At 47.1% G+C, this 17,658-nt stretch carries 14 protein-coding genes and 1 pseudogene; 7 read left to right on the forward strand and 8 right to left on the reverse strand.

Features of this window, described 5'->3' with window-relative positions; genetic code table 11:
- Positions 1 to 8: 8 nt before the first annotated feature.
- Together E4N66_RS06460 and E4N66_RS06465 are read right to left on the reverse strand one after the other, a co-directional pair.
- Positions 9 to 1,010 carry an AAA family ATPase gene (locus E4N66_RS06460; RefSeq protein WP_253729408.1) on the reverse strand — a complete coding sequence of 334 codons (1,002 nt, stop codon included), beginning with the start codon at positions 1,008 to 1,010 and terminating at the stop codon, positions 9 to 11.
- Between the two features lie 250 nt (positions 1,011 to 1,260).
- Entirely contained in the window at positions 1,261 to 1,689 is a 429-nt protein-coding gene (locus E4N66_RS06465) for a hypothetical protein (protein WP_253729409.1), read from the reverse strand.
- A gap of 201 nt (positions 1,690 to 1,890) precedes the next feature.
- On the opposite strand from E4N66_RS06465, the gene E4N66_RS06470 reads away from it, so the two are divergent.
- From E4N66_RS06470 to E4N66_RS13135, 3 genes and pseudogenes are all read left to right on the forward strand, one after another.
- Positions 1,891 to 2,142 (forward strand): helix-turn-helix domain-containing protein, encoded by a 252-nt coding sequence (locus E4N66_RS06470; RefSeq protein WP_253729410.1) that lies wholly within the window; start codon positions 1,891 to 1,893, stop codon positions 2,140 to 2,142.
- A gap of 132 nt (positions 2,143 to 2,274) precedes the next feature.
- Positions 2,275 to 2,481, forward strand: coding sequence for a hypothetical protein (locus E4N66_RS06475; protein WP_253729411.1), 207 nt, complete (start codon positions 2,275 to 2,277; stop codon positions 2,479 to 2,481).
- A 150-nt stretch (positions 2,482 to 2,631) separates the two neighbouring features.
- Positions 2,632 to 2,984, forward strand: a pseudogene (locus E4N66_RS13135) (transposase).
- Positions 2,985 to 3,528: 544 nt separating this feature from the next.
- Here the strand turns inward: E4N66_RS13135 and E4N66_RS06480 are convergent.
- The 6 genes from E4N66_RS06480 to E4N66_RS06505 form a co-directional block, all read right to left on the reverse strand.
- Positions 3,529 to 4,668, reverse strand: a complete 1,140-nt coding sequence (locus E4N66_RS06480) for a vWA domain-containing protein (RefSeq protein WP_253729412.1) — start codon at positions 4,666 to 4,668, stop codon at positions 3,529 to 3,531.
- Positions 4,669 to 4,687: 19 nt separating this feature from the next.
- Complete coding sequence (locus E4N66_RS06485) at positions 4,688 to 6,568, reverse strand: RelA/SpoT family protein (RefSeq protein WP_253729413.1); 1,881 nt, start codon at positions 6,566 to 6,568, stop codon at positions 4,688 to 4,690.
- A gap of 227 nt (positions 6,569 to 6,795) precedes the next feature.
- Positions 6,796 to 7,773 (reverse strand): peptide chain release factor N(5)-glutamine methyltransferase, encoded by a 978-nt coding sequence (gene prmC, locus E4N66_RS06490; protein WP_253729414.1) that lies wholly within the window; start codon positions 7,771 to 7,773, stop codon positions 6,796 to 6,798.
- Positions 7,774 to 7,777: 4 nt separating this feature from the next.
- On the reverse strand, positions 7,778 to 8,845 hold the full coding sequence (prfA, locus tag E4N66_RS06495) for a peptide chain release factor 1 (RefSeq protein WP_253729415.1): 1,068 nt from the start codon (positions 8,843 to 8,845) through the stop codon (positions 7,778 to 7,780).
- A 90-nt stretch (positions 8,846 to 8,935) separates the two neighbouring features.
- Positions 8,936 to 9,832, reverse strand: coding sequence for an ankyrin repeat domain-containing protein (locus E4N66_RS06500; RefSeq protein WP_253729416.1), 897 nt, complete (start codon positions 9,830 to 9,832; stop codon positions 8,936 to 8,938).
- Between the two features lie 38 nt (positions 9,833 to 9,870).
- Positions 9,871 to 11,103, reverse strand: coding sequence for a cation:proton antiporter (locus E4N66_RS06505; RefSeq protein WP_044016314.1), 1,233 nt, complete (start codon positions 11,101 to 11,103; stop codon positions 9,871 to 9,873).
- A gap of 545 nt (positions 11,104 to 11,648) precedes the next feature.
- On the opposite strand from E4N66_RS06505, the gene E4N66_RS06510 reads away from it, so the two are divergent.
- From E4N66_RS06510 to uvrA, 4 genes are all read left to right on the forward strand, one after another.
- Positions 11,649 to 12,329, forward strand: coding sequence for a DUF4912 domain-containing protein (locus E4N66_RS06510; protein ID WP_044017343.1), 681 nt, complete (start codon positions 11,649 to 11,651; stop codon positions 12,327 to 12,329).
- A 79-nt stretch (positions 12,330 to 12,408) separates the two neighbouring features.
- Positions 12,409 to 13,980: a 1,4-alpha-glucan branching protein domain-containing protein gene (locus E4N66_RS06515; protein ID WP_044016317.1), complete on the forward strand. Its 1,572-nt coding sequence runs from the start codon at positions 12,409 to 12,411 to the stop codon at positions 13,978 to 13,980.
- A gap of 10 nt (positions 13,981 to 13,990) precedes the next feature.
- Positions 13,991 to 14,734, forward strand: a complete 744-nt coding sequence (gene gpmA / locus E4N66_RS06520; RefSeq protein WP_253674699.1) for a 2,3-diphosphoglycerate-dependent phosphoglycerate mutase — start codon at positions 13,991 to 13,993, stop codon at positions 14,732 to 14,734.
- Between the two features lie 20 nt (positions 14,735 to 14,754).
- A complete protein-coding gene (gene uvrA, locus E4N66_RS06525) occupies positions 14,755 to 17,637 on the forward strand; it encodes an excinuclease ABC subunit UvrA (protein ID WP_253727370.1) in 2,883 nt (960 codons plus the stop codon).
- Positions 17,638 to 17,658 lie beyond the last annotated feature (21 nt).

Consider the following 17,658-nt stretch of genomic DNA (forward strand, 5'->3'; position numbering starts at 1 on the left):
CCAATATGTTACGGCTGCGGAATAAGTTCGAGCAGCTCGGCGATAATTTCATCTGCACTGATATTTTCCGCGCTCGCTTCATACGAAAGTTTTAAGCGGTGGCGCAGAATAGGGTAGGCGAGAGTCTTTACGTCTTCGGGCAGGACATAGTCACGTCCGTTCAAAAATGCCCGTATTTTTGAACACCGGTAGAGGGCGATACTCGCGCGGGGAGATGCTCCGACGGTGATATAGCTAAGATAACTGCCGCGGGGCAGCTCTTCACGTTTTTCAATAATGGGGCGGGTCGCCGTAACCAACGCGATAATGTATTCGTGTAAACCTTCGGTGCAGCGGACGGCTTCGGCGCCTCTGCGGATGGTATGGAGCATATCGACGGAAAGAATTGCTTCGGTTTCAGGAGCTTGTGTTTTCTTTACCGAAGCGGTGATATTTTCGCTTTTCAGCATGATGATGAGCTCATCCGCCGGTTTAGGGTAGGGGACGAAGAGTTTAAACAGGAAGCGGTCGAGTTCCGCTTCGGGAAGGGGATAGGTACCCTCCTGTTCAATCGGATTCTGGGTTGCAAGCACGAAGAACGGTTCGGGGAGGGGATAGCTCGTTTCGCCGATGGTAACCTGACCTTCCGCCATCGCTTCAAGCAATGCGGATTGAACCTTTGCCGGAGCACGGTTTATTTCGTCAGCCAGCACTACGTGCGCAAAAAGCGGCCCCTTTCGTACCGCAAAGCGATGCGCGGTAGAATCAAAGATGAGCGTTCCGGTGAGATCGGCAGGCAGCAAGTCGGGCGTGAACTGGATGCGTTTGAAACTTAATTGAGAAAGCTCCGCAAAAGTTCGTACCGTTAAGGTTTTGGCAAGACCGGGCGCCCCCTCCAATAACACGTGTCCGCCTGCAATATAAGCGACGAGAATGTCATCAATCAGCTGCTCCTGCCCGATAACTGATACGGCCATTTGTTTTTTAAACGCAGCAATCCGCTGCAACGCTTCGGTTTGTAAGCTCTCCATAATAAGGAAGTGTACGCATATTTTTCATTCTATGCAAGATAAGGTATTGCAAGTATATGTCTAAAATTTCTCCGGAAAAGCTGAAAGTTTCAGGCTATTTTAGGTACTTGATTTGTGCTTCCCAAATACTTAAGGTAAGTTTTTTTGACTAATTATCAGATTCTAAAACGATGAAAATACAATGAAAGGCTCTAGTATATTTTTCGGAACAAAAAAAGATACTAGAACCAACTCAAAGTGTTATACGATACTATTTGATTCTTTTACCAGTTATGGATCCAACAACCGCTCCTGATAATGCGTGTATTCCCGTAGGCTTAATTATACCCGTAACATATCCAGAAGTTTTATCGATTTCTCCCTCGTATTTTACTGAAACGTAAAAGGGAGAATATTTCGGCTCTGCATAAAATTTACCATTTTCTCGAATCAGTCCCGTAGTAATCTGCTTGTTTACCTCAATAACAAACTCGCCATTTTTCCTTACCTCAGCTGTCCATTTTAAGTTACTACTATTGGCGGTGAGCCCTTGCACAAATTCACCTTCATAACGACCTACATATTCATCCGAAACAGGCCTGGGAGTTGATGCACAACTCATAGTAACGCTAATAAATAAAAGCAGCACGGTAAAATACGCTATAAACTTTCCTGCTGAAACTAATCTCTTTTGTTTCATTTCGACCTTCCTTTCACAATGATTTTTTCATTGCAATTATTATTTTTCGGAGGCAAGCATGTCAAATCAGTTCCGCACCCGCTTATCTTTAGTCAGGTCAATCTGACATTCTTTCGACCTATTTTATAAATTATAGCATATAGCTTTATTTATAAACAATAGCTTGTAATGTTTTTGCTTATAAAAACTTATACTTGTTGTGTGAATAAAGAAGTGGGAGATACTATACGGGAACTACGGAAAGAAAAGCATTTGTCTCAAGAAAAATTGGCAGATGTTATTGATTCGCATCAAGTATATATTTCTGAAATTGAAAAAGGCATAAAATTACCGTCTCTCACCATTATTAACAATATTGCAAAAGCATTCGATATATCACTGACTCAATTTATAAGCCGTGTTGAAAAAAAATTAAAAAAAGGCGATACACAGGAACCATCGAAAAATATATAACACCAAAAAAAGAGATCGCCGACACCTTTCAGGATCCTATAAAAAAACTGTGTAGATGGCTGAAAAGAAGATACTCTATAAGGAGGAATGACAGCCAAAAGATAATGACGAGAAAAAGATGCGATTGGCCAGATGCTCAACCAGCTTGATTTTCACGGAATGACGAAGGAAGAATTGACCGGAAAAGACGGACTATCGCAGCAGCTTACTGACCGGTTCTATAAGCGCATTCTCAATGCTGCAATGGATAGTATCTCGGCTACAAGAAGCACGATAATGCAGGAGAGTATTACGGCAACAACCGCAACATATATAGTGAGAAACGGTGATTCTGGGTGACAATAACACCACCGAAATATAGGTTTCCCGTGATCTAAACAGCACTTTCGAACCGCTGATTATTCCTAAATATGAAAAGCGAACACCGTTGTTTAACGATTAAATTACTTCGATGTACTCATACGGTATGAGCTGTCGGGATATTCAGCTATGCTTGCAGGAAGTCTACAGAGTGACTGTTTCAGCAGATCTTATTACCCATGTAATATAAGCCGCGGTGTGGATGTGAAAGAGTGGCAAAATTGTCCGCTTGATAAATCATACCCCATTCTTTTTCTTGATGCCTTGCGGGTCAATTGCCGACAAGATGGCAGAACCGTCAATAAAGCGTTATAGTAGCGCTGGCAATAAATTGGGAAGGTAAGAAAGAGGTATTAGGACTGTGGCTTTCAGAGAATGGGGGAGCAAAATTCTGCGCGGGTGTATTGACAGAAATAAAGAACCGCGGTACTGAAAATATTTTGATCGCCTGTATGGATGACTTACCGGTTTCCCCGATGTAGTGAGGGCAGTGTTTCCTCATATGCATATTCAGCACTACATTGTACACACGGTACGTAGCTCGACAAAATTTGTTTCGTACAAAGAGACCTCAAGGCGGTATGTCAAGACTTGAAAGAGGTCTATTCTGCCGTTACTGCCGATGCCGGCCATGATGCAGTGGATTCCTTTTTCAAGAACTGGAATGACTATTCCTGTACGCTTTTTAACAACGAGATTTGTGCATAGCCCAAATTTCGCTGCTGCTTAAAACCACTGCCATCCTCGCCCCAAAATATACATCCGTGTATATTTTGAGGCTGGAAGTTTGCTCAGGGCAAACTTGTTACTGCATGGAACCCCGGATATCCCTGTCCGTTCTGATACGTTGAGTATTTATTTGTGTGCATCACGAAGTAGATGCATCCTTTCCGTAAGCCTTTTGAAATAGACGGCACAGATACAAGGAGCTAGGTAAAAAAGTACCGCAGGCGTATCTTTGATACGTTGAGGACACTTTTTTGCCGTACGACGCAGTAGATGTGCCGTATATTTCAAAAGGTTGGTCTAGTAGGTCTTATTATGCGGCAAAATAATCGGGAACAGTTTTACATCCTTTGCCTTTGCCGCTTCGATAATACTCTCTTTCGTAATTGAGCCTTGAGGGCGGGGATGGGGCGGGGCATCGCCGATGAGGATCAGTTTACGGTCGGTATCCACATCGGTGCGCCATTCAAGGTCGAGTCCCGCATCGATGCCTTCGTAAACCGCTTCGGGGATGTCGCGGCCGCCGAATACGCTAAAGCTCTTGAGCGCAGCGGAAAAACGATCGATATCCGAGGTAAAATCGGATGCGGTTTTAGTCAAAAAATCATCATAGTAGTCCTTATAAAGGACAAGCCCTATCCGGTAGGAATCATATTTGGGAAGTACCTTTTTCAACGAAGCCGCAAGCAGCTCCCTGACTTTTTGTATATCATCCTTCATACTTTCGGTTGCATCGATAACAAACACCACATCGAGGTTCTTGTGCTTCTTCGGCGTCAGGATGACTTCAATCGACGGCATAATACCGTCAACATTCTCCGAATAGATCAGTTTATTGCCGCTCAAGCGGGCAAGTTCCGAAAAAGAAGCGGCGGCCGGTTCGCTAAAAGCCGGATCATGCACTTCCTTAATCGATTTTTGCGTTACACGCAGTACGAAGGGGTTATCGCTAAAAGAGCCGGTATAATCGGCATACGGCTTTTCAAATGCGCGGATATTAAAAAATGTACCATCCAATACCTGCACTTCGCCGTGTCTGTCCCATTCATAGCCGTAACAAATAATGTACGGTACCCAGATATGAAATGCTTCGCCGAGCGGTGTGTTTTTTTCGGGACTGGAGTCTATCAGGCTGTAAAGCCGCTTTCCGCGGGTATCCAGTTCTTTGCCATTCAGAATACGCTTTTCATCTCCGTTAATGCTATTGTATTGGAAATCGCGGTATGCAAAGTTATCGAGCCGATTTTGAGGATCCTTTGTCGTCTCCGTCATTAAGATGGAAGCGATATCGGGCTTTTTTCGAATATAAAAGTGATATCCGGCGCCCTTGGGGTCTTGAATAACCGCAAGATCGCTTTGGTCAAGCTCTAAATCCGCCCCAAATACGGGAAACAGGAAGCCGATAAGCGCAATAACCGTAACAATACCGTTCTTTTTCATATCTTTAATATCGAACGGATTACTTACGCGGCTTAATCTTTTTCTGCGCTTTTTCGGGATTTTCCTTTTTGCTTTCTTTTGTATCCCATTCAACATCAATGAGGCGGGCTTCCAAATCGGGAATTCTTTTGAGGTTGATACAGTTTTTTCGATGGATGATAACTCCTCTGCCGTTGGCGACATAGCCGCAAATGGCAGAATCGGAGGTCGGCTTACAGCATCCGGCAAAACGTACGGGAAAGTTGGTAGAACCGCCGATGCGTATCCGCAATGCGGGGTTTTTCTTGGGATCCTTTTGAGCTGATTCAAGTTCCCGTTTTGCCGTTTCAGCTTCTTCCGGTGTTTCTTTGGGCGGCCGTGGTGCTTCTTTTGCCGAATCTTCGGCAATATCCGTCCGCTGTCCTTTTTCTTCTTTTTCAGTGTGAAGGAGATTTTCGTGCAGTTGGAGCCATGCGCGGATTTTTTGGCGAGCCCGCGTTGTATGGGCGTTTTCGTACTGGTTGTGCGTGGGGTGCGCGTTCGGGTGCGTGATAACCTCTACCACTTGTGTGTTTTTGAGCGGGCGGGAAAGCGGGATGATGGCGCCGTCAGCCTTCGCGGATACGAGCTTTTCCCCTATCGACGAGTGGATACGGTATGCAAAATCGACGGCGGTTGCACCGGCGGGCAGCTCGATAATATCACCTTTAGGCGTAAACACAAAAATCGAATCGCTTAATAAATCGCTTTTCAGTTCCGCGAGGAATTCTTCATTATTAAAGCGCTGTTGTGCGAGCGATTTAACCTGCTGTACAAAAGATAATTCCTGCTCGTTTGCCGTTTTGTTCTTGCTGTGTTTTTTATACACCCAGTGGCTTGCAACGCCGCGCTCGGCTATTTCGTGCATTTCGTGCGTGCGGATTTGGATTTCTAAGGTTTGGCCGCCTTTGCAGATAACGGTGGTGTGGAGACTTTGATAGCCGTTCGCTTTCGGCATCGCGATGTAATCCTTGAAGCGGCCTTCAAGCGGCTTCCATACCGTATGCATTAGGCCGAGGATGGTATAGCACTCGTTCACTGTGGTGCATAAAATCCGCACGGCGAGGAGGTCGTACAATTCATCCGCCGCCTTGTTCCGCTTTTTCATTTTTTGATAGATAGACCAAAAATGTTTGGCGCGGCTTTGCACCTTAACCTTGATTCCCGCTTTCTCCATCGTTTGATAGATGGTTTTTTCGGCGCTCTGCAAAAAGGCTTCCCGTTCTTTTTTCTTTGCTGCAACAACGTCTTTTATCTGATCGAAGGCCTCGCGGTTAATGTATTTAAGGCTTAAATCTTCAAGCTCATTTTGAACGGTGGAAATACCCATCCGCTGGGCAAGCGGCGCCCAGATTTCGCTGATTTCTCGGGCGATACCGCGCTGCCGTTCCGCAGGATATTCGGAAATATACCGAATCTTATCGAGCCGGTCGGCAAGTTGGATAATCATAACCCGTAAGTCGCTTACGAGGGAGAAGAACATTTTGCACACGGTATCGGTATGTTCTTTGCTTTTGTTATACAGCTTTACATCGGAGAACTTTGCCGCCGCATTCAAAATATCCGCGGCCGTATTCCCGAATTGAGCACGCAGTTGCTCCTCCGGTAACGTAAAGCTGCCGTCTTCGCTGTAGAGCAGCGCGCAGATGATACTTTCGGAATCCATTTCAAGTGCGGCAAGGCTGTGCGCCATACGCAGCGAATGGGCGGCGTCATGCGGAATGGGGGCGTCAGCTGCCGTATCGGATATACGGTTTTTAAGCAAAAGATTCCATGCCGCGGTAATCCGTGCGGCATCTTCAGGACTTTCCGCATCCGCATAACAGGGATACTGCGCAAAAAAATGTTCAAGACTGCTTAGGTTTTCAACTTTTTGTATCATCGTGTCATCCTCAGGTGCCCCACGCCAGATGTTCCTTGAATATCCCCGCAAAATAATTGAGTCTGTTCGACCAGAGTTGAACCTCTTCGCGGTTCAAATGGTCTCACAACCTCAATTATTTTGCGGCTTTGATCAATTGGTCTGCTGTGATGACCCTTCGCTAAAAATAAATTGCGGAAAATTTTGGGAAAATTTTCCGCGAAAGGAATGCAACCGCTAAAATGGTTTTAGTGCGGTTGCTCCGATACGCCTTCGATTAGTCTGTCTTGGCCTGCTAAGTCCTGATGGATACGGATGTCCGAAAAGCCTGCGGTTTCAAAGAGCCGGCGGGCGGCTTGGGCATGGTATTCTCCTACCTCGCTTAAAAGGACTCCGTTGCGGTTTAGGACAGTACGGGTATTATTTGTCAAAATCCGTATAAAATCAAGACCGTCGGAGCCGCCGTCGAGGGCTAATGCCGGTTCATTCCGACCGTCTTTGAGCAGTTCCTGCGTCAGTGCAGAGGGAACATACGGTGGATTGGCAGCGATGAGGTCGAAGCGGAGAATATTGGACAGTAGGGAAGATGAAGATGGAGATGGAGATGGTGATTCTCTAAAGCGGGTGATGGTTTCCGGCAATGCGCGCATATCGCCTTCGATGATATGAAGCCGCGTTTGTGTTTCAGCGGACAGGAGCCGTTCTGCATTGAGGCGGGCTATGGCGAGGGCTGCAGGAGAAATATCGGCGGCAATACAGCAGATATTCCTGATGCCTTCCGCCTCAAGCGTATGCAAGATGGATATTGCAACGCAGCCCGATCCGGTGCAGGGGTCGAGTATGAACAGGTGTTGCTCGGGCAGGAGAGCCGCCGCTTTTTCTCTTATGACGGTGAGGCTCCGCTCTACCAGCAGTTCGGTGTCGGGTTTGGGGATCAGCACATCGGGACTTACGTGAAAGGGGAGTTCCCAAAAGTCTTTTTCGCCGGTGATATAGGCAATGGGTAAACCGGTACAGCGCCGCTCTATCGCCGCGCAAAAGGCTTCCCGTATCGGGGAAATATCGGTGTCATCATGGGCAAAAAGCCATGCCCGCGGCCTATTGAGAAAGTACTGCAGCAGGACGTCCGCATCGAGCGTTAAAGACGAGCGGGGCTGCGTTTTCAGTATTGCCGACTGCATAAACAAATCGACGGCGCAGCGGCGGGCATCGGCGACGGTAAACATCCGGCTAGCTTTGCGCTTTCATCATTTGCTCGCGGGCGGCAATGCAGAGTGCTTCGACGATTTCGTTGAGGTCTCCTTGCATAATCGCATCGAGCTTGTAGAGGGTCAGGTTAATACGGTGGTCGGTTACACGGTTTTGCGGATAGTTGTAGGTGCGGATGCGTTCCGAACGGTCTCCCGAACCGACTTGATTTTTCCGGTCTTCCGCCCGCTCCGATTGCTTCTTCGCCTCTTCCATATCGTAGAGGCGGCTCCGCAATACGCGCATTGCCTTCGCCTTATTTTTAATCTGGCTTTTTTCGTCCTGACAGATAACGACAAGACCGGTCGGGATATGGGTAATCCGCACGGCGGAGTCGGTGGTGTTGACGCACTGACCGCCGGGACCGCCTGCACGCATAACGTCGATGCGCAAATCTTCCTGCTTGATAACGATTTCCGTTTCCTCAGCTTCGGGTAAAACTGCAACGGTTACCGCACTCGTGTGGATACGCCCCGAGCCTTCCGTTTCCGGTACGCGCTGTACGCGGTGTACTCCCGATTCATAGCGGAGGCTTCCGTACACATATTTGCCCGAAATGGACAGCGTTACTTCTTTAAACCCGCCCAGCTCGGTTTCATTTGAGGAAAGAATTTCGTATTTCCAGTTTTTCAACTCCGCATAGTGCGTATACATTTTTAACAGATCCGCTGCAAAGAGCGCCGCTTCTTCGCCGCCGGTACCGCCGCGTATTTCCATAATGATATTTTTTTCTTCCAGCGGGTCGGGCGGAATGAGCAACACTTTAAGGTTGTTCTCGCTTTGCTCCAGTTGAGCTTCAAGGTTATGCAGTTCCTCCCGCGCCATCTCTTTCAAGTCATGGTCGGTTTCTTCCTGCATCATTGCACGGGTTTGGGTAATTTCTTCTTCAAACCGGAGATAATGCTCATATTCTTCCATCAGCTTTGACAGATAGGCATGTTCCCGCATTACTTCCTTGTAGCGGCTTTGGTTTTTGATCAACGCAGGGTCTTGTATTTCTTCTTCCAGTTCTTTCCAGCGAACCGATAAGCTTTCAAGTTTCTCTTTCATAATAATTCACCTTATCACACACTTTTAGCCGAATAAAACGGCTGATCTTTTTGAAGGACATTGATATTGATAGTGCCGGATCAGACGTAGCTAAGGCTGCTGCATAGCTTCTAAAATCTCTTTATTGTGAAACAGCTTTGCATATCCCAATGCGGACATACCTAAATGATCGGAAATATTCCAATCTGCCTTGTGCTTGATGAGGATCTGTACCATTGGGACATCCTGCCTGCCGACGGCAAGTATTAATGCCGTTTGTCCATCCTTGCTCTGAATGTTTGTATCGGCATTTTTTGAGAGCAGTAATTCTGCGGTCTTTAAATCGCCGATTTGAGCGGCTTCCATCAATGCCGAATAGGAACGGTCTTCGGCACGGAGATTTATCTCTGCTCCATAGGTGAGCAGGAGTGTGGTAATCTCATAGTGTGTATTTCTGACGGCAAGCGAAAGTACCGGAGTACCGCGCGTGTCCCGCTGTGAAGCACTGAATCCGGCCTCCAAAAACAGCTTGACAATTTCGTATTTGCCTTCTTCTACTGCTGTCGTAAAGTTTGATTCAAAACAAGGACAGCCGATATCCAGCAGCTGTTCGCGGGCAAGCCGCTTTCGTTCTACTGTTAGAAAATTCTGCTGCTCTTTAACAAAAAAATCTTCAAATATATCAAGTGCCAACGGGATGATAAATTGTTTACAGTTTTCCGGTAAGGGTAATGACTTTCTCTGTCCCAGTGTTAAGATAGGAAGATGCTTTCCGATACCAAGACCTAAAATGAAAATAAATGCAGGGTCTAACGTAGGTGTATTCTTACCGAAAATAAATAAAATATGCGAGGCATCCTGTAGCAGAGCTGCGGGAGAGCATGTATTGTCTTTCCATAACCTTTCGGCTTGACAGTGTTTGACATCGCATTGATGAGATTCAATAATGCGTGCAGCTGCTTCGGCGATTTTCTTTTCCGCATTTTCATACATAATAACGATTTTCATGATACTATTCGTTAATATATCGTAAAATGGAAATCATTTCAATGATTTTTGATATTCTGAGGCTTAATCGCACCTGAGCGTATCAGCGCTATTTTTGCAGTTACCGGTCCCATCAATTCATATAATACCGAAGAAGCCAGAATGATATTGAATAAGATGAGACCGTCCTTTTCAGGCAGCATCGCTTTCCCCATAAACGCGAGCCCGATTGCAACACCCGCTTGCGGCATCAGAGCAAAACCCATATTGTCCGTTATCTTCTTATCGATGGACAGTATTTTGCACGATGTGTATGCGCCGATATATTTTCCGATTATCCTGATACAAAAATACGCGACTCCGATAATCCCCGCCGTTACGATAATGGTCAGATCCATATTCATACCGGAGATGATAAAAAAACTGCTCATCACCGGAGGAGAAAAATTATTCATTTGGTCGAATAGGGTTTTATCGTTTGTCCGGTTGTAATATACGGCGCCGCATACCATACAGGCAAGCAGCGGGCTTACCTCGAAGTATGAACAGATACCGGAAATTAAAAAAAGAAATGCGACGGCTAAAATCAGGCGATTGTCAAAGCTCCGTTTTTCTGTAATGAGAAACTCCATACACAGAGCGGTCATGAATCCCAACATCAGCATTGCGGCATTAAGCGTAATCGGCATCACAATACTCATAATATTAAACACATCGCTTTCCTGTGCATTGACGACGGCAACCATGATACTGAACACAAAAAGGCAGACAACATCGTCAAAGGCGGTGATACGCAACAGCAGATCGACAAAGGGGCCTTTACCGTTGTATTCCTTTATCGTCATAATAGTGCTGGCGGGGGCTGTTGCGGTCGCAATCGCACCGAGTAAGAGTGAGAAAGACAGCCTCATTTTAAATACGAAGAGCATAACAACGGTTACTAAGCATCCTGCTAACAGAGATTCGCAAAGCGTGATAAAGACGACATTCCGGAATTCCTTTCTGCCGTCGCTCCGCTTAAAGTATCTTCCCATATCAAAAGCGATAAAACTGAGTGCGATAATCGAAATAACGTCCAAGTTGACGATAAAATGCCGATGGATTAAATGCAATCCGCTTGGGCCTATTAAAATACCTGCTAGAATATAGCCGCTTACCTTCGGCAGCTGAATCCTTTTTGTGAATCGAGTGACTAAAAAGCCGCTTATCAATATCAACGCAAAGGATATCAGTATTGTGGTAGGTAAATTGAGACCTTTAACAATGTTGTAAATAAAATCGATTATATCCATCTTTTTGCTCATCTTTGATACGCATAGGTGCGCCGCCGAAAGGGCGATTGTGAATTCAGAGGTGTTCTATACTATAGTATATACCTAAAAGACGCAACCTCCTTTTGAAATATACGATGCATCTGCGTTGTCGCTTAACAAAAAACAGTCCTCGACGTACAAAAAGTACGCCTGCGGGTGTTTTTTGTACGCTCCTAGCATCTGCATCGTCTATTTCAAAAGGCTTACGGAAAGGCTATTTTATTATGGTCCTACTGAAAATGCTCAACGTATCATTTCCGCCAAGGATGGCGGAGAAATAAATCAGTAGCGAGTTTAGATTTGAGCTAAACTCGTAGCCACAGAATGTATAGGATGTACATTCTGTGGCGTGTCTCCGCTTTATTTTGGCTAGGCTCCTAGCATCTTCAGAACTGCCAAGGATGGCAGTGGTTTTATACAGGAGCGAGATTTGTGTTATGCACAAATCTCGTCGTTAAGCAGTTGTACACGGATGTACAACTGCTTAACAGTCTATTTCAAAAGGCTTGAGTCTTGACATAACGATGAATATTTTAGATGATGCCTCAATGGGTAATGCGGTGAAATTTACCAGATCTTATTTGCAAACACTGTCGACGGATGCTCTTTTTGCATTGGCAGACCAATATGGGCTGTTTTTGTCGTCGGATTTGACGAGGCATCTTTTGATCGGCGAATTGCTCGATCTTGATGACGGTACTGCGAATGATGAATACAGTGGTGATTCCATTGCGGCGTCTGTAAAGCCTCATGAGGCAACCTATAGCTATAATATGACCGAAATACGGGTTATCTTAAAAAATCCGCTGTGGTTTTTTGTCTTTTGGGATTTTCATAAACGCCTTTTTACCGAATTAACGGAAGCGAAAGATTTTTCTTTTTTTTCACTGCGTGTACATTCCCTCGATCCTGAGAATACTTCAAAATCATTAGACTTTTTTGATATACAGGTACTCAAGGAAGACCGTAGGCACTATGTGCATGTCTCTTTTGACGAATACCTGCATCGTATCGATTTAATGGCTCATTTTACGAACGGCCGTGAGCAGATATTGGCACAATCGAATATCGTCGGCATGCAGCGGAAGAATATTCCACAACGGCTTTGCATTTCACAAAATGCGGTGAATAAGATAATCAGTCTATCGGGATTGGCTGCTTTAAAGAAGTCCCACTTTAGGCATTACCGGCAGGCCTTTAGATAAAAAAGCTTGGGGATGTCTTGAAAGTCGGTTGCTGTTTCGCCATCCCCGTGTTCGAAGAACAGTATATTCGAGGTACCCGATGATTAAAAAGACCTTACTTTTTATTTTTCATGCTCACGTACCGTATATCCGTCATTCGGAAGAGAATGAGCCGCTTGAAGCGACACAGTTATATGAAATGCTATCGTACGGTTTTTTACCGTTTTTACGGATATGCAGCCGTTTGGATGCCGATGCTGTTCCGTTTAAGTGTGCGCTGGTCATTTCTCCGCTTTTGTGCGAAATGCTGAAATCTCCTTTGTGTCAAGAACGGTACGGCGTGTACTTGGATCAGCATATCGTATTTGCACAGCAGGAATTAAAGCGGGCAGCAGGCTCACCTCGGGAAGCTCTTGTACGGCTGTCCCTTGAGTTTTTACAGATGAACCGAGAAGATTTTTATGTCCGTTATAAAAAAAATATTTTGAGCGGAATAAATTCCTTTGCTGCTAAAGGCTGTATTGAACTGCTTGCAACATCGGCGACGCCATGTTTTTTCCCGTTTTATCAGGCTATGCCCGAAGCGCTTACCGTTCAGATTGAACAAGGACTCAGCAGTTTTCGGGAGGATTTTGCAACGGTTCCCGCAGGGTTTTGGCTCCCATCGATGGGGTATGATACGGGGCTGGACAGTATGATCAAGTCGTACGGTATCGATTATACCGTATTGGAAAGCCAAAGTTTCTTATTTGCCGATCGGCCGCCGGTGAATGGTGTCTTTTCCGCCGCGATGGGAGAAAGCGGGCTTTCGTTTTTAGGAAAAGACAGTACCGCATACACCGATATTGCACATTCCGAAACCGGTTTTTATCTGCACCCCGATTACCTCGATACCGATAAAGATGCCGGGTTTGAACTGGATGAACAAGCGCTTTCGCCCCTGTTCGATGTGAAAAAAGGACGGCGTACAACAGGATTTTGTTATCACCGGCGAGGCGGCGGCGACTATGACGCAGCGGCAGGCGCACTGCAAGCGGAAAAAGATGCTGAGCGGTTTCTTGCAAACCGTGATGCGGTATTAACGGAGGCTGCAGAATTGCTTGATATCGATCCCGATCCGCTGTGTTCAGTTTCCGTGCTTCCGCTAAGGTTTCTCGGCAAAACATGGACGGAGGGAATGTGGTGGTTGGAAGCCGTATTTCGCAAACTCGCACAGCGGCATGATATGCAATGCGCTTTACCCGCCGAATACCTGAAAAAAGTGCGGCGGATACAGAGTATTAATCCTTTTTATGCTTCTAACCTGCCGAGCGGATATGCGGATGAACTGATCAACAGCTCAAACGATTGGATGTTTCCCCGTATTCAAAAGGCTACCGAACGGATGATCGACCTTGCCGGACGTTTTCCCAGTGACCAAGGTATTAAAGAGCGGATGCTGAATATGGCAGCGAAAGAGTTGTTGCTTGCCCAATCGACTGATTGGCCGTTGATGGCGGATGCCCAAACCTCTGCCGAATACGCCGCTGCAGAATGCGAGGAGCATCTTGCTGCCTTTACCGATGTGTATGATTCACTCGGTTCCGGCTCGATCGGTACCGATCGGCTGATTAAAAGAGAAAAAGAATATCCGATATTTTCGGAGATGAATTACCGTTTTTTCATATCATAGGGGGTAGAAAATGAAATTAGTGCTTATACGGCATGGCGAAAGTGAATGGAACAAGTTGAACCTGTTTACCGGTTGGACTGATGTTGAACTGTCGGAAAAGGGCGTAGAGGAAGCAAAGGAAGGCGGAAAAGCGCTTGCCACAGCCGGTTTTGACTTTGATATCTGCTATACCTCATACTTAAAACGGGCGATTCATACGCTGCAATTCGTATTGGATGAGCTTGACCGCAACTGGCTTCCCGTCGTTAAAACATGGAAGCTGAACGAACGACATTACGGCGATCTGCAAGGATTGAACAAAGCTGAAACGGCTGAAAAATACGGAGAAGCGCAGGTAAAGATTTGGCGCCGTTCCTTCGATATTGCGCCGCCCGTCCTTGCCGAAAACGATACACGCTGTCCGTATCTCCAAACTGCATACCGCGGCATCGACAAGGCCGAGCTACCGCGTACCGAAAGCCTGAAAGATACCATTGCACGGGCTGTTCCGTATTTCGAATCGGTAATTAAAAGAGATATGCTGGCAGGTAAGCGCGTACTGATTGCCGCCCACGGTAATTCGCTCCGTGCACTTATTAAATACTTCGAGCACCTCAGCGATGAAGAGATTATTCAGGTAAATTTGCCGACGGGCGTTCCGCTTGTCTATGAATTTGATACTAATTTTAATGTGGTGAGTAAGGCCTATTTGGGAGATCAGGAAAAAATCAATGCCAAGATCAATGCCGTTGCGAATCAAGGCAAGGCGAAATAAGCGTTAATTTAATCTTTATCATGCAAGAAAATGAAGTACAGAATCGTGCGCACGTGAATAAACTCATTGTTAAAGGTGCGCGCGAGCACAATCTCAAAAATATCGATGTGGAGCTGCCCCGCGACAAGCTCATTGTGGTGTCGGGGCTTTCCGGTTCGGGGAAGAGCTCTCTTGCTTTTGATACCATCTTTGCCGAGGGGCAGCGGCGGTATGTGGAATCCCTTTCGGCGTATGCGCGGCAGTTCTTAGACCGTATGGATAAGCCCGATGTCGATTATATCGAAGGCTTGTCTCCGGCTATTTCCATAGAGCAAAAGACCACACACCGTAATCCGCGCTCGACGGTCGGTACGGTAACGGAAATTTACGACTACTACCGCCTCCTGTATGCCCGAACGGGGCATCCGCATTGTCCGCAGTGCGGGAAAGAAATTCAGGAGCAAACGGTCGATCAAATTATCGATGCGATTATGAGCTGGGAAGACCGTACCCGTGTTCAAATCCTCGCGCCGATTATCAAGGGCAAGAAGGGCGAACACCAGAAGATTATCGAAGACGCCCAAAAGGCGGGTTTTCTCCGTGCGCGCATCGATGGACTAACGGTTAATTTGGAAGACGGTATTAAGCTCGATAAACAAAAGAAACACACCATAGAGATTGTCGTCGACCGTATTCAGCTGTCCGCCGATGCCCGCAAACGGCTTTCGGAGTCGGTAGAGACTGCGTTGGAAAGTTCCGGCGGAACGTTGATAGCGTTGCGGCAAAAGACAGCGGATGACCCGATAACGGAAGTATTCTTTTCGCAAAAGAATGCCTGTCCCGACTGCGGTATTTCGATGCCGGATTTGCAGCCACGCCTTTTTTCGTTTAACAACCCTTACGGCGCCTGCCCCGAATGTACCGGTCTGGGGCATAAGCAGCGTTTCGACTTTAAGCTGATGGTTCCCGACACCTCGCTGTCCTTTAACGAGGGGGCGTTCTTGCCCTATAATCCCGATTCTGCGTGGAACCGCGCCCGTTTTGAGTCGCTTGCCCGCCGCTTCGGTTTTTCACTCGACACGCCGGTAAAAGATTTATCAAAAAAAGATTTAAAGATTATCATGGACGGCTCCGGCCTTGAACCGATTGAATTTGTGTACGAACGGCAGGACGGGTCGGGTAAGTCAAAGTACCGCCGTCCGTGGCTCGGTATCTATGCCGATATGCAGCGCCGCTATAACGAAGCGTATTCGGCAGCGCAGCGGGAATCGTACGAAAAATATATGGCGGTTACGACGTGCGAACACTGCGGCGGTAAGCGTTTAAAGCCCGAAGCCTTAGCCGTTACCGTCGGCGGTAAAAATATTTACGAGTTAAGCAGCCTTTCCGTCGGCGATTCAATTACGTTTTTTGAAAAGCTCAAGCTGACCGCTACGGAAAAGACTATTGCACACCAGATTTTAAAAGAGATAACCTCCCGCCTCCAATTTATGAAAAACGTGGGGCTTGACTATATTACCCTTGAACGGAAGGCGGCGACGCTGTCCGGCGGGGAATCGCAGCGGATACGGCTTGCGACCCAAATCGGCTCCAGCTTAATCGGAGTGCTGTACATCCTTGACGAACCGTCCATCGGATTGCACCAGCGGGATAATCAGCGGCTGATCGATACGCTGCTGTACCTGCGCAACCTCGGCAATACGCTCATCGTGGTAGAACACGACGAGCAAACTCTCCGTGTCGCCGACTACATCGTAGACTTAGGCCCGGGTGCAGGGGTGCACGGTGGTGCTGTCGTAGCGGCGGGTACTCCCGACGAGGTGATGCAGGTAAAGGAAAGCCTTACCGGTCAGTACCTTGCGGGAACGCTCTGCATGGAACTTCCCGCGGAACGGCGGAAAGGGAACGGCTCCTTTTTAACTTTGCAGGGAGTAACCGAGCATAATTTAAAGAATGTTTCGGTTTCCATCCCGCTCGGAGCCTTTACCTGCATCACCGGCGTTTCCGGTTCGGGGAAGTCCACGCTCCTTTCGGATGTGTTGTATCCCGCCGTATCCAATGCGCTGATGCGCAGCGGCTTGCCGGAGGGCGCATACAAAAAGATAAAAGGGCTTGAGCATATCGATAAGGTTATCAATATCGACCAAAGCCCGATCGGCAGAACGCCCCGCTCGAATCCTGCGACCTATGTAGAAGTGTTTACTGCGATTCGCGACTTGTTTGCAAACTTGCCGGAAGCGAAAGCGCGGGGCTATAAGCCGGGGCGCTTTTCGTTTAATGTGCGGGGCGGCCGCTGCGAGCACTGTCAGGGTGACGGCGCGATAGCAATCGAAATGAACTTTTTACCCGACGTGTATATCACCTGCGATGTGTGCCGCGGCAAGCGGTTTAACAAAGAAACGCTCGATGTCCGGTACAAGGGGAAGAACATCTCCGACGTGCTCGACATGACCATCGAAGAAGCCGCCGAGTTCTTTGCTCCCGTGCCGCAGATCGCCCGCAAAATGCAGACTCTCCTTTCGGTAGGGCTCGGCTATATCCGCCTCGGGCAGTCGGCGCTTACCTTGTCGGGCGGCGAAGCGCAGCGGGTTAAACTGGCGCACGAGCTTTCCAAGCGTTCGACTGGGAAAACGCTCTATATTTTGGACGAGCCGACAACGGGACTGCATTTTGCAGATGTTAAACAGCTGATGGAGGTTATCCAGCGGCTGGTGGATCAGGGTAATACCGCCCTTATGATCGAGCACAATCTCGATGTCATCCTACAAGCCGATCACATTATCGACCTCGGTCCTGAAGGTGGTTCCCGCGGTGGTACCGTTATCGCAGAAGGCACGCCGGAAGAAGTTGCCGAAGTGAAAAATTCCTACACGGGGTTTTACATCAAAGAGATGCTTGACCGGCAGCGGCAAAAAAGCTCATAGGTTTTTATAGACAGCCGTATA

The organism is Treponema sp. OMZ 857, from assembly GCF_024181085.1.
In the GTDB taxonomy this organism is placed as follows: domain Bacteria; phylum Spirochaetota; class Spirochaetia; order Treponematales; family Treponemataceae; genus Treponema.

Excerpts from the sequence above, each read along its gene's own strand:
- E4N66_RS06460 (WP_253729408.1), bottom strand. The coding sequence starts at position 1,010 with ATGGAGAGCTTACAAACCGAAGCGTTGCAGCGGATTGCTGCGTTTAAA.
- E4N66_RS06465 (WP_253729409.1), bottom strand. The coding sequence starts at position 1,689 with ATGAAACAAAAGAGATTAGTTTCAGCAGGAAAGTTTATAGCGTATTTT.
- E4N66_RS06475 (WP_253729411.1), top strand. The coding sequence starts at position 2,275 with ATGCTCAACCAGCTTGATTTTCACGGAATGACGAAGGAAGAATTGACC.
- E4N66_RS06480 (WP_253729412.1), bottom strand. The coding sequence starts at position 4,668 with ATGAAAAAGAACGGTATTGTTACGGTTATTGCGCTTATCGGCTTCCTG.
- E4N66_RS06485 (WP_253729413.1), bottom strand. The coding sequence starts at position 6,568 with ATGATACAAAAAGTTGAAAACCTAAGCAGTCTTGAACATTTTTTTGCG.
- prmC (WP_253729414.1), bottom strand. The coding sequence starts at position 7,773 with ATGTTTACCGTCGCCGATGCCCGCCGCTGCGCCGTCGATTTGTTTATG.
- prfA (WP_253729415.1), bottom strand. The coding sequence starts at position 8,845 with ATGAAAGAGAAACTTGAAAGCTTATCGGTTCGCTGGAAAGAACTGGAA.
- E4N66_RS06500 (WP_253729416.1), bottom strand. The coding sequence starts at position 9,832 with ATGAAAATCGTTATTATGTATGAAAATGCGGAAAAGAAAATCGCCGAA.
- E4N66_RS06505 (WP_044016314.1), bottom strand. The coding sequence starts at position 11,103 with ATGGATATAATCGATTTTATTTACAACATTGTTAAAGGTCTCAATTTA.
- E4N66_RS06510 (WP_044017343.1), top strand. The coding sequence starts at position 11,649 with ATGAATATTTTAGATGATGCCTCAATGGGTAATGCGGTGAAATTTACC.
- E4N66_RS06515 (WP_044016317.1), top strand. The coding sequence starts at position 12,409 with ATGATTAAAAAGACCTTACTTTTTATTTTTCATGCTCACGTACCGTAT.
- gpmA (WP_253674699.1), top strand. The coding sequence starts at position 13,991 with ATGAAATTAGTGCTTATACGGCATGGCGAAAGTGAATGGAACAAGTTG.
- uvrA (WP_253727370.1), top strand. The coding sequence starts at position 14,755 with ATGCAAGAAAATGAAGTACAGAATCGTGCGCACGTGAATAAACTCATT.